This is a genomic window from Methanosarcina vacuolata Z-761 (genome assembly GCF_000969905.1).
GTDB classification, from domain to species: domain Archaea; phylum Halobacteriota; class Methanosarcinia; order Methanosarcinales; family Methanosarcinaceae; genus Methanosarcina; species Methanosarcina vacuolata.
Genome location: NZ_CP009520.1, coordinates 308,570 through 324,019 on the forward strand (window position 1 = coordinate 308,570; position 15,450 = coordinate 324,019).

General features: G+C 39.0%; 12 protein-coding genes. 5 read left to right on the forward strand and 7 right to left on the reverse strand.

Annotated elements, in window-relative coordinates:
• Nucleotides 1-628: 628 nt before the first annotated feature.
• Entirely contained in the window at nucleotides 629-889 is a 261-nt protein-coding gene (locus tag MSVAZ_RS01425; protein WP_048117132.1) for a YhbY family RNA-binding protein, read from the reverse strand.
• A gap of 931 nt (nucleotides 890-1,820) precedes the next feature.
• Here MSVAZ_RS01425 and MSVAZ_RS01430 point away from each other — a divergent pair.
• Nucleotides 1,821-2,612 (forward strand): helix-turn-helix transcriptional regulator, encoded by a 792-nt coding sequence (locus MSVAZ_RS01430; RefSeq protein ID WP_048117135.1) that lies wholly within the window; start codon nucleotides 1,821-1,823, stop codon nucleotides 2,610-2,612.
• 134 nt (nucleotides 2,613-2,746) lie between these two features.
• On the opposite strand, the gene MSVAZ_RS01435 is transcribed toward MSVAZ_RS01430, so the two are convergent.
• From MSVAZ_RS01435 to MSVAZ_RS01445, 3 genes are all read right to left on the reverse strand, one after another.
• Complete coding sequence (locus tag MSVAZ_RS01435; protein ID WP_394297472.1) at nucleotides 2,747-5,203, reverse strand: copper-translocating P-type ATPase; 2,457 nt, start codon at nucleotides 5,201-5,203, stop codon at nucleotides 2,747-2,749.
• A gap of 1,073 nt (nucleotides 5,204-6,276) precedes the next feature.
• Complete coding sequence (locus MSVAZ_RS01440) at nucleotides 6,277-6,513, reverse strand: hypothetical protein (protein ID WP_048117138.1); 237 nt, start codon at nucleotides 6,511-6,513, stop codon at nucleotides 6,277-6,279.
• A gap of 669 nt (nucleotides 6,514-7,182) precedes the next feature.
• Nucleotides 7,183-7,428: a hypothetical protein gene (locus tag MSVAZ_RS01445; protein WP_048117140.1), complete on the reverse strand. Its 246-nt coding sequence runs from the start codon at nucleotides 7,426-7,428 to the stop codon at nucleotides 7,183-7,185.
• A gap of 163 nt (nucleotides 7,429-7,591) precedes the next feature.
• Here MSVAZ_RS01445 and MSVAZ_RS01450 point away from each other — a divergent pair, with 163 nt between their 5' ends.
• The gene (locus MSVAZ_RS01450) at nucleotides 7,592-7,897 is read left to right on the forward strand and encodes a signal recognition particle protein Srp19 (RefSeq protein WP_048123527.1); all 306 of its coding nucleotides are present in this window, start codon (nucleotides 7,592-7,594) and stop codon (nucleotides 7,895-7,897) included.
• A gap of 264 nt (nucleotides 7,898-8,161) precedes the next feature.
• Here the strand turns inward: MSVAZ_RS01450 and MSVAZ_RS01455 are convergent, their stop codons facing one another.
• The 3 genes from MSVAZ_RS01455 to MSVAZ_RS01465 form a co-directional block, all read right to left on the reverse strand.
• On the reverse strand, nucleotides 8,162-8,485 hold the full coding sequence (locus MSVAZ_RS01455; protein ID WP_048117141.1) for a ribonuclease P protein component 4: 324 nt from the start codon (nucleotides 8,483-8,485) through the stop codon (nucleotides 8,162-8,164).
• A 63-nt stretch (nucleotides 8,486-8,548) separates the two neighbouring features.
• Nucleotides 8,549-9,211, reverse strand: a complete 663-nt coding sequence (locus MSVAZ_RS01460; RefSeq protein ID WP_048117144.1) for an MBL fold metallo-hydrolase — start codon at nucleotides 9,209-9,211, stop codon at nucleotides 8,549-8,551.
• Between the two features lie 365 nt (nucleotides 9,212-9,576).
• Nucleotides 9,577-10,347: a TrmB family transcriptional regulator gene (locus MSVAZ_RS01465; protein WP_048117146.1), complete on the reverse strand. Its 771-nt coding sequence runs from the start codon at nucleotides 10,345-10,347 to the stop codon at nucleotides 9,577-9,579.
• A gap of 300 nt (nucleotides 10,348-10,647) precedes the next feature.
• Between MSVAZ_RS01465 and MSVAZ_RS01470 the strand changes: the two genes are divergently transcribed.
• Genes MSVAZ_RS01470 through MSVAZ_RS01480 form a run of 3 tightly spaced genes read left to right on the forward strand, consistent with a single transcriptional unit; the run spans nucleotide 10,648 to nucleotide 15,201 of the window.
• Nucleotides 10,648-13,008, forward strand: coding sequence for an efflux RND transporter permease subunit (locus MSVAZ_RS01470; RefSeq protein WP_052725298.1), 2,361 nt, complete (start codon nucleotides 10,648-10,650; stop codon nucleotides 13,006-13,008).
• Nucleotides 13,005-14,150 (forward strand): COG1361 S-layer family protein, encoded by a 1,146-nt coding sequence (locus MSVAZ_RS01475; protein ID WP_048117152.1) that lies wholly within the window; start codon nucleotides 13,005-13,007, stop codon nucleotides 14,148-14,150. The genes MSVAZ_RS01470 and MSVAZ_RS01475 overlap by 4 nt, the downstream gene beginning before the upstream one ends.
• Nucleotides 14,143-15,201 (forward strand): COG1361 S-layer family protein, encoded by a 1,059-nt coding sequence (locus tag MSVAZ_RS01480; protein ID WP_048117154.1) that lies wholly within the window; start codon nucleotides 14,143-14,145, stop codon nucleotides 15,199-15,201. Before MSVAZ_RS01475 ends, MSVAZ_RS01480 begins: the two co-directional genes overlap by 8 nt.
• The last annotated feature ends 249 nt before the right edge of the window (nucleotides 15,202-15,450 follow it).

Below are 15,450 nucleotides of genomic sequence, written 5' to 3' on the forward strand. Positions count from 1 at the left end.
CTCTCCGGAGGGTTGGGTTTTGCTCTGCCCTGGTCTATCTGATAACAAAAGGGGAAATACCCCAACTCAACCGTTTTAAGAAACTTCCAGGCACTTTAAGTGCTACTATGGAATTTTGAATTTCTATACAATAATTCAGTTTATTCATTGTTAACTTTTATATAAATTATAGAGAGCTGATTTGAAATAATGAAACATCCATAAATCGTGTGCGAATAATTTGCAACTCGATGTTGCTTTTGCAGCATAAATAACTTACCAACATAACGAAATATATAATGAGTTTGTATTAAAGCAACTTCATACTTATAGACTTTAACCTATTACAGATACACTACAGAAAAACCTTATTCCTCATTTAAAAGGCAGGAAGTTATTCTCATTTAAACAAAAGGTAGCTTTGTATTAGAAGGCTCACCAAAAATCGGAGTTCGGAAAAGGATAAATTCCTGCGTCTTAACTCTTTCCGGTATCGAATTTTTACCTGTATAGAATTCTTCCTGTATAGAATTCTTCCTGTATAGAATTCTTCCTGTATAGAATTCTTCCTGTATAGAATTCTTCCTGTATAGAATTCTCATCTGTATAGAATTCTCATCTGTATAGAATTCTCACCTTTATAGAATTCTCACCTGTACAGAACCACGGTCCTTCCACGTACCTCTATCACAGTGGATCTCGTAGCAGCAGCAATTTCCTCCGCGATAGCCTTTAAGTCTTTTCCTTCTTCAGCGCTTTTCAGTACTCTTACCTTCACAAGTCTGTTAGCTTTTATCTGCTTGTTCAGTTCCTCAATCAGAGTGTCCGTTACCCCATTCTTTCCGATATTAAGAATAGGGGAAAGCTGATTTGCTTCGGCTTTTAACCTGTATAACTTTTCTTTCTCCATTGACCTTCCTCACATTAATTGTAAAACTAATTTTATCAAATATGAAACACTCATATTATTATAATTTATACCCTATTATAATTCACACATTATTATATTTTTTACGAAAAATTATACAATCAATAAATGAAAAGATTATTTACTTCTGAAAACTGTTTGCCACTTACTCGAAGCTACTTGTCACTTACCTGGAGTCATTTACCATTCATCCAGGCTTCTCCCTTTTCTCATTATCTTCTATATCAACGTTTCCTAGCAACCCGAAAAGCAGTCAGGTGAACCTCTGGATTTATAGTGATAATGAATTATTTTTTCGAGTTTAAGACTATCAGTAATTTAAGTTTCAGATTAATACTTTCAGTAATTTAAGTTTCAAATTAATACTGGCAATAAGTTAAGTTAAGCAAGCAATAAGTTAAGCAAGCAATAAGTTAAGTTTGTTCAGGCTTCTGCGATTATTCTTTTCACTTAACAGGACTTTTCAACTTATTCCGGACTCACATTAAGTAGATAAAAATAAAATAAGGGTTTTAAGGACTCAGTACCAAAATCCAGTGATAAACGTGAAATTGAAAATCACTAGATTTTATAATTGGTTATAATCCATTAAATACGTCCTCTCGATGGAAGTCTTTCGATATCAAATATTGAGTTTGATTGAAGAACGAATTCTTCCTGCAAGTTCATGATTTCAATCGAAAAATACAAAAATCACTAGATTTTGGACCAGAGTCGTTTTAAGAAAATCTTTATCCGTAAACTCGTTAAATTATGGCTATTTTCCCAATTTGATAAGAAACAGGACGAAGTTTTCAAATAATTTCGACACCTTTATTAGCAGTCTGGGACTCATAAAGGATAAAAAGCGAACCCTAAAAACAGAACCGGCGAACAAAACTTTTTTTCATAAGTTCAGGACGGAGACTTTAAAATGAATCCCGGCTTGCTTGATCTTATCCTGTTTTCAGAGAAAAGAAAAGATTTTCTTCTGTTCCTGAAAGAAGGACCTAAGGATATCGAAGAGATACTTGAGAGGCTTCAGGTGCCGAGGACGGCTCTTCTTCCGCAGATAAAGAAGTTAAAAGAAGAGGGTCTGGTAATACATGAAGAAGGCATATACCGGCTTAGTGCAATAGGGGAAATTGTCGTCGAAAAAATGCAACCCCTGATTGAGACCCTGTCAGTGTTTGAGAAGGACGAAGAATTCTGGGCCAATAGAAAGCTTGCTCCTATTCCACCCCATCTTGTAAACAGGATTAACGAACTTGGAAGCTATCGTCTCATAGAACCGGATCTAAGTCATACTTTTGATCTGAACCCGGAATTTATAAAAAACCTTTCTAACTCAACCTATATCCACATGTTTTATTCGTATTTCCATCCTCAACTTCCAGCTCTTATTCTCAACCTTGCAAGAAAAGGCATTGAAATTTCCCTTGTTTTGAGTGAAGCTGTATACTTACGGCTTGTAGAGGATTTCAAAGAAGAGGGAAAAGAATTTCTCAAAATGGAAAACTCAAGCCTTTACATTCTGGAAAAAAAAGAAATTGAAATCCCCGCGCTAATTTCTGTCTCAAACGGGATAATGACTATAGGATTGTTTAATGAAAACGGCAGGTTTGACCGCCAGTATGTGATAAGTTTCGAACCACAGGCAATAAAATGGGGACAAGAGTTTTTCGAATACTACAGGGATATGAGCAGGGAAGTGAACTATCGCTAGGCTAAATACCGCTAAGCTAAATACCGCTACTAAAGACCTGGCAGCTTCCTGAGTCATCCTCCCGCCTAATAGCGAAGGTAAAGACTCAGAGGTATTATTATACTGTTATACTGTATACGATTCTCAGCATAAAATCAACTCATTTTTAAAGTTTTAGCGTTTACTGCTACGATTACAGTGCTCAGGCTCATGAAAACAGCACCTATAGCAGGGCTCAGTAAGATTCCATATCCATAGAGTATTCCGGCTGCGAGAGGAATGGCAAAAATGTTATACCATGTTGCCCAGAGGAGATTCTGATACATCTTGGAATACGTTTTTCTGGAAAGCCTGATGATATCAACTACATCTCTCGGATCGTTTTTTACCAGAACTATATCAGCGGTTTCGATTGCAACATCCGTCCCTGCTCCAATAGCTATCCCGACATCAGCCTGAGCCAGGGCAGGTGCGTCATTAACCCCATCTCCGACCATTCCTGTGATGTATTCCGCCTGAACTTCCCTGACCTTCTCGGCTTTCTCATGAGGGAGGACTTCTGCGAAATAGTCGTCAAGCTCCAGTTCCTTAGATACCCAGGCTGCTACATAACGATTATCTCCTGTGAGCATGAGGCACTTAATTCCCATGCTTTTAAGTTTCGAGATAGCTTCCCTGGACTCTTTCCTGATAATGTCGGCAAGTGCAACGGCTCCAAGTACCCTTTTTTCTTCAAGCAAGAACACGACAGTTTTTCCCTGCGATTCGATTTCTTCAACTTTATCATTTTTGAGAGCAATTCCGTTTTCTTCAAGATAGCCAGGACTCACAACAAGGAACTTTTTTCCTCCAATCAGGCCCTGTACACCTTTTCCAGGAATTGAACTGAATTCTTCCACGGATTGAGTCTGCAAACCTTTTTCCCTTGCACTTTCCAGAATTCCTGCTGCAATGGGGTGTTCAGAACTGGCTTCCAGGGAGGCTACAAGGCTTAAGATTTTTTCATCATCCCTCCCATCCTTTCCGGTTCCATTTCCTTCTCCTGAAAGAGAAACGACATCCGTAACACCAAACCGGCCTTCGGTTAGTGTACCGGTTTTGTCAAAAATAATAGCCTGAAGGTTCCGAGCTCTTTCAAATGCCTGCCTGTCCCGGATGAGAAGCCCGGATTTTGCAGCAATGGACGTCGAAACTGCAACTACGAGGGGTATTGCAAGCCCAAGGGCATGCGGACAGGTAATAACCATTACAGTCACTGCCCTTTCCAGTGCAAAGACAAGCTGTTGACCGAGAAGAATCCAGAGAATAAAAGTGATAGCTCCTACCGTCAGAGCTGTGATTGTAAGATACATGGCCGCCCGGTTTGCCAGGTCCTGGGTTTTTGATTTGCTTTCCTGAGCAGCCCTGACAAGTTCAACAACTTGGTTGAGATAGGTATCCTTTCCGGTCTTTTCTACACTAACAATAAAAGCCGCTTCTCCATTAATTGAGCCGCCAATAACGTCATTTCCCGGCTTTTTCGTGACAGGCTTTGATTCTCCGGTAAGCATAGACTCGTTGACACTGCTTGTCCCCTCTACAACAGTGCCGTCCACAGGCACTTTTTCCCCGGGCTTGATCAAAACCTTATCCCCTATTTTTAGCTGGTCAACCCCAACATCAACAACTTCTCCATTTTTCTTCAAGTGGGCAACTGAAGGCATGATCTTTACCAGCTCCTCAAGAGCCCTTGAAGCCCCCATAACCGAACGCATCTCCAGCCAGTGTCCGAGCAGCATTATATCGATAAGAGTCGCAAGCTCCCAGAAAAAGACCTTACCATAAAGCCCGAAAACTACAGCCGAACTGTAAAAATAGGCTACGCTGATTGCAACAGCTATAAGGGTCATCATGCCAGGCGATTTTTCAGAAAGTTCTTCTTTAATTCCCTTCAGGAAAGGATACCCACCGTAGAGATAAACGACCGAAGAAAGCAAAAAAGTTAGATAATCAGCACCTGGAACACGAAGCTCAAAGTTAAAAAAGTCCTGGATCATAGGAGAGAGCAGCAAAATAGGAAACGTTAACACGAAAGAAACAATAAATCTCCTTTTAAAATCTTCAAGCATGTGAGTATGATGGTTGCCGTGTCCTTTTCCACCCGCAGCCTCATGGCCTTTATGTTCCATTCCTTCGTGTTTCATCTCTTCATGTTTCATTCCTTCATTTTTCGTTTCTTCATGTTTCATCTCTTCATGTTTCATTCCTTCATTTTTCGTTTCTTCATGTTTCATCTCTTCATGTTTCATTCCTTCATTTTTCGTTTCTTCATTTTTCGTCTCTTCATGTTTCATCTCTTCATGTTTCATCTCTTCATGCAGCTCAGGTTTTCCAAGCTTCATTTCTTCATGTTGCTCTTGGTCCAGTGATTTCTCTTCAGTATGCATCGTTTGTGCTTCGACATGGTCCTGGTGCGCCATATTTCCGGCATGCTTATTCCCACTTTCTTCGTGAGACCTACGGGAATTACCGTGCATGTCCCTTCCAGAGCCGTGTTCATTACCATGAGATATAGATACATTTACCTGAGTTTTAGAAATCCTGGTGTCCACTCTCTTCTCTTCAGTCTCCATATTTTCCCCGATTCCTCTGATTTAATTTTGTTTTTTAATATATTAGAATTTATTATCTATTTGAAGCTAATGAAGCTAAAAGAACCAAATATCCTGAGAGAAAAAAGAAATTCTTTTATAACCAGCTAATTCAAAGGATTAGTTTCAACCTTAGTTCCGCATTTTTAAGCACATAAATCTCGCTTGATATCGATACATGTGCTTAAACTTAAGCACATTATATACAAGGTAAAAATTTCTAAATCGCAATCATATGACCCCGCAGAGATACAGAAAAGCACATATGCGCCTAAAAAAGCGGAAGTTAGGTTTCAAAGGATAAAAAGCAGGAAAAGCAGGAAATGAAAGAAAAGAAGGAAATGAAGGAAAAACAGGAAAAGCAGGAAAAGCAGAAAAAATACTCAAAAAATTGACAAACAAATATAGGGAAAGGAAACCGAAGCCAAGCTAATTTAAGCCCTCCAAAGGGAGAATAAAGAAAAAATGGGTATGTGAGAATATTTAACTACTCTTTGCTATCCGAACACTATGACGCACAGTGAGGAACAGAGTTAATAACAAAACGACACAAAAGATCCCGATAAAAATAGCATCCCTAAAGGCTATGTCCAGAGGAATATGACTGATAGACCCATAATCAGGAGGCAAGTAAGTCATACTTTAATCTATGTATCCAAATATAATAAACTTACCGAATTGTCTTATATACCAACTAAAATAAATACATGTGTTTAATTCTATGTTCTGAAAAGCATTTTTGAGTCATGGGATAGGCTCGATAATTGCATTGGTTTAAAAGTTCTCCGCACAAAGGTGAGAAGATAAAAAGTTAATTGAAAAATTGCATAAGCAAGCGTTTCACACTCAGTCTGTACTCAAAAGACAGCAGGCTAAATACCAAGCTGTATTCAGATAACACAGAAAAACGATAAATGAGAAAAATCTATCAGGTAATTCAGATAACACCGAAAAACGATAAATGAGTAAAATCTATCAGGCAATTCAGTCTAAATTAAACAATATAAATTCTTCAAAAGTTAACTGGAAATCTTATAATAGGGTTTCTACAGAACTTAAAAATCATATACATATCTGGTTTCCTTAATGACTTTACCATTGCTATCTTTTTCTACGAATCTCATGATTTCTTTGTCATGGGTAACTACTGTGTTGCAGTAAGGGCACAGCTCTGTATTTTTGTACATTACAGAGTGCAGAAATGACTCTTCATCTTCAAACTGAAAAAGCTGTGAGCTGAACCATCTTCTACACTTTGTACACCTAACTTCACAGTCTTTTATGTTGTTCATTTTTTCATCTTCACATTTAGTTTTAGCCTTAGTATTAATAAAATATTATTAAACTTATATATAATCAACGTGGCTGAAATTAGTTATGTCCTAATACCTGAAAAATAAGCTTACTCCAGACTTTTCTATGTATCCTTAAAACAAAGAGCTTCACAGAATATGTGCTGCTTATGAAGAAAAAAACAAACGCCGAGTAACAGTCCAGGGTAGCAAAACTAACTTTGAAACGCTTTAAAACGCCTTAAAAATGGCTCGATGTTTGCTCATGAATGTTTATCCTGAAAGTAACAGTTTTAGGTTCAAGCATTACATTCAAAGCTTAAATCTAAGGCAACCTTATGAATAATGGGCTATAAACCGATACTAAATTATCTTTAAATGAATTGTAACTCTTGAGCAGGGTTCATTAAAATATATTTAAGGCGGTTTGAACAAAAATTTAGAAGCCCTGTGCAATGATTCTCAGGCGCAGTTATCATTGCTTTGGTCTTATGGTCACGCGACCTGGCGATTACAAGTCACTCACTTTACTGGAATATGTCATAAATGCATGGTCTTATGTAACAAATCATTAGAGCTTGAAACGAGACTTAACTTGGAGACTTGTTCTGACTGTTCTACATAAATTATTGATAAGTTTCAAGCTCTGGAAATTGAATCTATCTACAATTAACTTTCTTGATTCAGGAACCTTTCTACCATAGCCCACTCAACTTTCTTTATATACTTTGCTTGAAGCTTGGAAATATAAAGAACATTGCTACCAATCAGGATTTTCATATCTGACGGTTTGGGCTCGGCTGTACTAATTGGGAGAAGCACAGGGCCCCCTGGGGAGGTACAGAGCCTGAAATCCTGCCCGCTTTTTCTGATATAAGCTCTTACCTTTTCATCAATTGTAAACGACGGAATCATATTAACACCGTGCAGAACTTGTCCGGGAAAGATAAATAATTACAGGTTATAGTTTCAATATAATAAAATTTCTCATAAACAGGAAAAAATTCCTGGTTTGTAAAAGTCTCCGGGGCAGTTTTAAATTTCATGAAAGCAATCTAGGACGAAGATAACCATGATGATGAGAGACAGGGGAAAACTTGTAATCTGGCCTGTATATCTCGACCAGACAAAGTCAAGGAGCAGCGGCAGAATAATATCCCGAAAAAATGCTATAAAGGAACCGCAGCTTAATGAGATAAAAGAAGCAGCCCGACAACTTGGCCTGAATCCCGAAGTAGAGCCTGAAAAAGCATATCCCAAGTCCTGGTGGGAAGTAAGCGGGAGAGTGCTTGTGGATGATAATGGCCCGAAAACCGTTATTGCAAAACAGATAGCTTTAGCCATAAAAAAGATGCGAGGGCCGGAGAGCTCTGCTAAAGCTTAAAGTTAATATTGCTTCTTAATAAAGAACGTTAGTAAAGAAACGTTAGTAGAGAAACGTTAGTAGAGAAACGTTAGTAGAGATACGTTAGTAGAGAAACGTTAATAGAGAAACGTTAGTAGAGAAACGTTAGTAGAGAAACGTTAATAGAGAAACGTTGATAGAGAAAAAGGGATTTTGAGAAATCCTGAGAGGTCCAAAAAGCCCCAGATCCCTGAAAATCTTTTTGTCTGGGCTTTCGGAAGCTCTAATAAGTTCAGCTAGCCGTTATTTTAATTTTTTATAAGGATACCTCATCTCTTTTCCGCAGCACTGGCAAGAAACAATTATATATCCTTCTTTCAGCCTGTAACGGGCATTTTTTCCGGGCACGAGAAAAGCATAGCAGTGTTTGCAAATTCTGCTTTTTATTTCTCTTGGAATACTCATCCGGTTTCTCATAGAGATGTTCCTTATAAGTTGCACGTAACGCTCGCTGCGTTCAGGATGTTCTGCATGTTCTCTTTTTGCAAGCTCAAAAAGCCGCCACATGCGCTGGGTTGCGATTACCTGAATCAGGTTTTTCTGCTGTTTTCTTGCTATTCTGGACATGGGTAGATTGATCCTGTATTTTCGTCTCAGATCTTGATTTTTAAGCTTCTTTAAGAATCAAAATCAGGAATCAAGAATAATCACATTAATCTCAGGGTTTTTGCTGTGTACAAGGGCTTTAAACTTTTCGGGATCTCCATCTGTTATGTCTGGCTTCCCGTAGTGCATCGGAATTACATCTTTTGGGGAAATTGCTGCGGCTGCACTTGCTGCTTCTTCTTCGTCCATTGTGTACGTGCCACCTATAGGCAAAAGAGCAACATCTGCCCTGATATTTTTCATCTCAGGGATAAAATCGCAGTCTCCTGCATGATAGATCCGGATTCCTCCAAGTTCCACTATATACCCCACTCCCAATCCACGGGGATGATAGGGTTTATCTAGGTTATAAGCCGGAACTACTTCAATTCGGGTTCCCTTAATCTCAAGCCCGTCGGCTAGCACATCTCCCTCAGCAACCCGCCTTGCGTCCCCCTTGAATTGCAGGGATAAATTTTCAGGGATCAGAGTGGTTGAGTCCGACCGCCGGACTTTTCGGATATCATCAGGGCTGCAGTGGTCAAAGTGCTCATGAGTAATTAACAGGATATCAGCTTTATCTTCAAAAGCTGGTTCTTCGCTGAGGTCGTAGGGGTCAATATAAATCTTCTTTTCATCCCCCTCAAGTAAAAAGCCAGAGTGTCCCAACCACTGAATTGTAACATTTCCAATCTTTACTCGGGTCATTTCATACACCTGTGGACTTCAGTAACTGAGTTTAACAATAAAAACCTTAGAGAAAGAAAACCTTAGAGAATGAAAACCTTAGAGAATGAAAACCTTAGAGAATGAAAACCTTAGAGAATGATTTCACGATTAGATTTATAGAAGGATTGTTTTCTGATTATATTAATGATACCCGAAAGAGTTTATTCTACCTTCAAAGAGAAAAATAATCTTTAAAAAGCTAGCAAACTTCTGCTTTATACTCCTGCTTTAAACTTCTGCTTTATACTCCTGCTTTATACTCCTGCTTTATACTCCTGCTTTATATTAGTAATCACAGAATAGAGGTTTTGATAAAATTAGGAAATTCTTATTGATATGCTGGGTTATCTGTCTTGTTTGATAAAACCTGGTTCAAGCACCCTCTCATAGATCATTTTCTGCATATAGGAAACAATCGGCAATTTGATTATCACTGCTTCTCTTTTGTTTCCTGCGCTGTGAACCCCTATTGATTCCTTTCCATCGGCAATCATAAAAAATTCTTCTTTATACTGGATGCCGTCAATTACAATGTTATTCATGAAATCCGTAAACTCTTTATTGGTTTCCTTGAACTCAAAAGGAAGTGAATTGAACCTATCCAGTTCATCAACTATAAGAGTTAGATTACAGGTTTTTTCCAGTTTTTTTATTTCCCGCTTAAATTCCTTGAGTAACTCAGGGTTTGATGAAAAAATAATTAATTCTTCTCTTACTCCTGCCATGATTTCACGTATCCGGTTCTTTATTCCCCAGTCGCTCTGGATGTACCATACAGGAGAAGTTTTTGGAAGTTCATAACTCAATTCATTGAGCTGTCCAAGTGTCTCTATTGCACAGTTTAAGAATTCGTTTTTTATTTCTCCGATTACCTTCTTAGGATCAACTGCTCGGAAATACGTTGGAGATCCCTGTCTCACTTCCAGATAGCCTTTTTTTGCAAGTACCTTCAGAATTTCATATATTTTGGCTCTTGGCACATTTGTAAGTTCGTGAATCTCACGGGCTGTAGCCTCCCTCAAACTAACGAGCCCAACATATGCTTTTGCTTCATTTTCGGTTAGCCCCAGTTTTTCAAGGTTATGAATTAACTGAGGATTTGTTTGTAATACCATCTGTTACCCCTAATGTAACAATAAATTTAAATCTTTTCTGTTTGTATACGTCAAAAGATCTAAGTCACAAAAGATTTGCCGCAAAATAGTATAATCTTAGCAAAATATTATATTTATTAACATTTATACAAACTTTGGATGTTATATTTTCAGTTCCGGGATAAAAAAAGGCAAGTATTATTTAAATGTACACAATATTAGATAATGAGCCTTCGGCCCAGAGAAAAAAGGCAAATTCAAGACGTGTACCAAGTTCCTTAAATTGTATTTCACACTAAAAATATATGAGGGGAATCTACTATTAAAAATATTTTTGAAAAACTGGGATTTTTCATTCAGAAGAACCGTTTTTCCATACTCCTGATAGCTTTACTGTGTATACTTATAGCAACGCAGGGAGCGCAGCTCATTGAGATGGAATCAGGAACAGAAACCTTTGTTGGAAAAGACTCTCCTCTCTACCAGGATTATGATCACCTTTATCAAAAAATTTTCCAGACACAATCTGTTGTGGTAATGGTAGAGGGCAACGATGTAGAAACTGCTGACGTGATGAAAGCTGTAGACAGGCTAGAACATCAGGTCCAGGCAACCAATGGGGTAATTGAAACTACAAGCCCCGCTTCACTGATCAAACAGATCAATTATAAGATGACAGGGAAATCTAAACTCCCTGATACCGATGAAGAAATAAAAACCATTGTGGATGGAAACCCTGATATTTTCGGCCAGCTTATTCCTGATAATACTCATATGGTAATTTCGGTAGTCATGGCCGGTTCAGCTAGTGAAGATAATCAGGAAGATATCCTTGCTTCCACTCAAGAAGCTGTTTCACTTGCGGATTTTCCACCTTCCTACAACATTATTGTTACTGGCGATCCAGCATTCAGCGTTTCCATGAACGATGAGATGACTTCCAGTATGGGAGTGCTTCTAGGACTTTCAGCGGTTTTCATGATTATTGTACTGCTTCTTGTGTTCAGACATGTTCGCTGGTGTCTTCTTCCTCTGCCGATAGTTCTTCTTGGTATTGTTTATACCTTCGGAGCCATGGGTTATATAGGAATTCCCATGTCCATGGTTTCCATGGCTGCATTCCCTATCCTTATAGGCTTAGGAATTGACTATGCTATTCAGTTCCATAACCGACTTGAGGAGGAACTTCGGGAAAAAGGGAACAAAACAACAGCAGTTATAGAAACCGTAAAGCATACCGGGCCTGCAGTCCTCACAGCTCTGGTAATGACAGCCCTTGGATTTTTCTCCCTTTTTACATCTACAGTGCCAATGATCCAGGATTTTGGTAAATTGCTTATGATAGGCATTTTAATGTGTTACTTCTCTGCTATCTTTGTAGGGGTTATAACAATTTCTTTATTTGACAAATACTCGGATAAAAACCCCCTGAGGAAGGTAATAAGTAAGATAAAACCTGCAAATCCGGAAAAGAAGAAAAAGTCTGAGGAAGGAGACGAAAGTGATCGCCTGATAGGGAGGATCCTGCAGAAAACTACAAACCTGACTATCAAATATGACGTTGTAGTACTGGGAATTGCACTCTTGCTCTGCTTTGGCGGACTTTACCTCGACCAGTCCGTGCCTATCCAGACTGATGTTGAAACTTTTGTGCCTCAGGACATGCCTGCACTCGTGGATCTTCAACATATGGGAGATATCATGGGCAATAGTGATGAATTAAACCTTATCATCAAGGTTAAGGACGTAGCTAATCCAGACGTCCTTAAGTGGATTGATCAGTTTTCCGAGCATGAAGCAGCGTCTAATAGCCACATTTACGGCTCTTCGAGCATTGTAGATCTCGTAAAGGAATATAATGGAGGGGTAATTCCCGATACCAGCCAGGAAATAAAGGATATTTACTCTGAAATTCCTGATTCACAGAAAGACCGCTATATATACGGGAATAATATGCTTCTCCTGAACTTCGACATAGGAAATGCGGTTGCGGACATAAAGGTAACAGGTATTGAGGAACTCAGGAATGTTGTCAAGCAAGACATGCAGTGGATGCCGGCTCCACCGGGCACAGCTGTCACGATTACCGGAAACTCGGTTGTGTACATAGAGGTTATCTCTGCTCTTACCAGCGGAAGAATTACAATGACTTTCCTTGGCCTGATCCTCGTGCTCGCAGGGCTTCTTATTGTATACAAAGACTGGGTGAAAGCCCTTGTTCCTGTAATCCCAATGTTAATAGTTATTGGTTGGTCAGGCGGAGTTATGAGCCTTCTTAATATCAGCTATACTCCCCTCACAGCAACCCTGGGAGCTCTGATACTGGGAGTCGGGTCAGAATATGCTATCCTCATGATGGAACGTTACTTTGAAGAAAAGGATAAAGGAGCAAGTCCTTTAGAGGCTATCCAGCTAACCAGTTCCAAAATAGGAAGTGCAATTGTTGCTTCAGGGGCCACGACGGTATTCGGGTTTATGGCCCTGCTGGCTTCTCCTTTCCCCATAATAACCGACTTTGGTACAGTTACGGTTATCGATGTCTTGCTGGCTCTCTTGGCAACCTTTGTAGTCTTCCCCCCGCTTATGGTTACTTTTGATATCTGGCGCGATAAAAGAAAAGGGGCCAGGACAGCAGAAAAACAGACAGATACAAAAAAACAAATTCAGGGGGCCGAGATATGATACGAGTGCCCATAACAAAACTAAGGCAAAGAATGATTAAAAAAATTGCTACGTTTGCGTTAATTATACTGGTAGTATCAGTGACTGCACTCCCAGCTCTCGGAGAAGACGATGATGAAAACAACTTCATTGCTCTAGATCATGGGTATACTGTGGATTACTACAAGAGTTACGGGTCACCAGTAATACAGGCGTCAATTACAGGGGATCCCGAGCTTGAAAGGGGAGAAACTGCAGATCTGAAGATAAAAATCGCAAATGCCGGAGCTATATCTGGTTTTAAGAGGTTAAACGCAAATCAGAAAAGAATAAACGATTCCATTGAAGAAACAATTGCACTGGGAGAGATGGGAGAAGAAGAAGAATGTACGACAGCAAAAGATATAGACGCTACTCTTCAATCAGAAACGAAGTACATTGAAGTAGAGTCAACAGGCAATTTTCAGAACGTTGAGGAACTTGAAACCGGTCATATAGCACTTCTTAGTTACACAATAAAAGTTGATGGCAATGCACCTGCTGGAAATTATGAACTTCTTCTGCCAGTGACCTATCAATACCAGGCAAATGTCCGAACTGTAACTGCGGATGCGGTAAATCTCGGAATTACTGATGTAGACTATGCAAGAGAGTACAAAACGAAAACCGAAACTCTCAAAATACCTATTTCCATAAAAAGTGAACCTAAATTCGAAGTAACCAATGTTTCTGGCAACCTGGTGCAGGGTGAAAGTAAGGTTGTTAATGTTACTTATAAAAACACAAGAGAAACCGTAGCAAAAGACGCTTTTGCCCGGATAATTGTGATGAGCCCTCTAAGCACTGAAAAAGCTACGGTAAGATTAGGGGATATTGGACCGGGAGAAGAAAAGACTGCCAGTTTTGAAATTAAGGCCGATTCGGATGCTACTGTAAAAAAGTATGGAGTTAATAGTGAAATAAAATATCTTGATAATGACGGAGATTCTAAATTTTCAGAAAGTATGAAAGTAGACTTACCTCTTAAAGCAACAGAACAAAAATTTAGCATAACAGGAATAGCAATTTTATTGATTATAGTTATCGCCCTTTACCAGATAGTAAACGTACACCGGAAAAGAAACCAGAACGATGAGAATGTATCAGGTGATGAAAATGAATAATAAAAATGGATTATTTATTACTGTCACAACTCTTCTGATCCTTTGTTGGGCAGTCTTCCCAGCGCAGGCAGCTGTACCAGACAATTTTGATATTAGTGAAAACTACTACTCAGTATACGGAGGGCCTGACCTTAATGCAACACTTGTTGGAGACAACCAGTACTCTAGAGGAGATACTGTAACTCTCAATCTAAATATGATGAATAAGGGTGAAATTTCCGGCTTTAAATCTGAAAAGGATGCAGATATTGGGGATTATGCAAATGAGATGCTCCAGCAGTCAGAGATGCAGTATGAAGCGCAGGCTACGACAGCAATAGGCATTCTTGCAACCCTTAAATCTGATGATCCTAACATTAAAGTTAAGTCTGGATCCCAGGAAGCTGGAACTCTCAAACAGGGAAAAGAGAGTGCAAGTCCCACAAAGTTTACAGTTGAAATTAACAAAAACACTCCTGCAGGTACTTATCCTCTTACCCTTGAGCTTTCTTATCAGTACCAGAATAATGTTCAGGTAGGCGGAGATGACTTTGACAGTGTTACAGGCCTTGTAACGAATAAGGAAGTCGGTCTCTGGTATGAAAACAAGACACAGACGCAGACTATAAATATCGAAGTCAAGAAGGAGCCTTACTTTGAAGTTACAAATGTAACAGGTGACCTTTACCCTGATGAAGGTGGGATGCTTTATGTTACATATAAAAACACAGGAGAAGAAACTGCAAAAGATTCAACTGTTAGAATTAGTGCATCTGATCCCTTCAGTACCACTGATGACCAGGCTTACCTTGGAACTCTGAAACCCGGAGACAGTGAAGTTGCTGTTTTCGATATGGATGTAGACGAAACTGCTACTGCAAAGCCATACTCTATAAGCAGCGAGATTTTCTATGAAGATGCTGATGGGCACGACCAGACTTCGGATACTATTAAATTAAATACCGAAGTTCTGGAGGCAAAAAATTCTCTCCCGGGATTTGGGCTTGTGACAGGGATTACAATGGCTCTAGCTGCATGCTTTGTAATGCTCAGGAGAAAGAAACAGGATTGAAGCAGAAAGGTAAATAATAGTAAAGTATGCACGTAGCCTTTTTAAAGGCTACGACCCTCTATTTTTGGAAATATACTCGTGCAGTTTTTCTTGCGATTTTCTAACTTTTGAATTTTACCTGTAGTAGTAATTAGAATTAAAGCTGAACATATTAAGTATAACCAGGCTATTTTATAACTTAATTAGTTTAATTCTGTCATATTGGTACTTTTTATGTGAAGGTGCTTTTTATGTTAAGATACTTTTTAT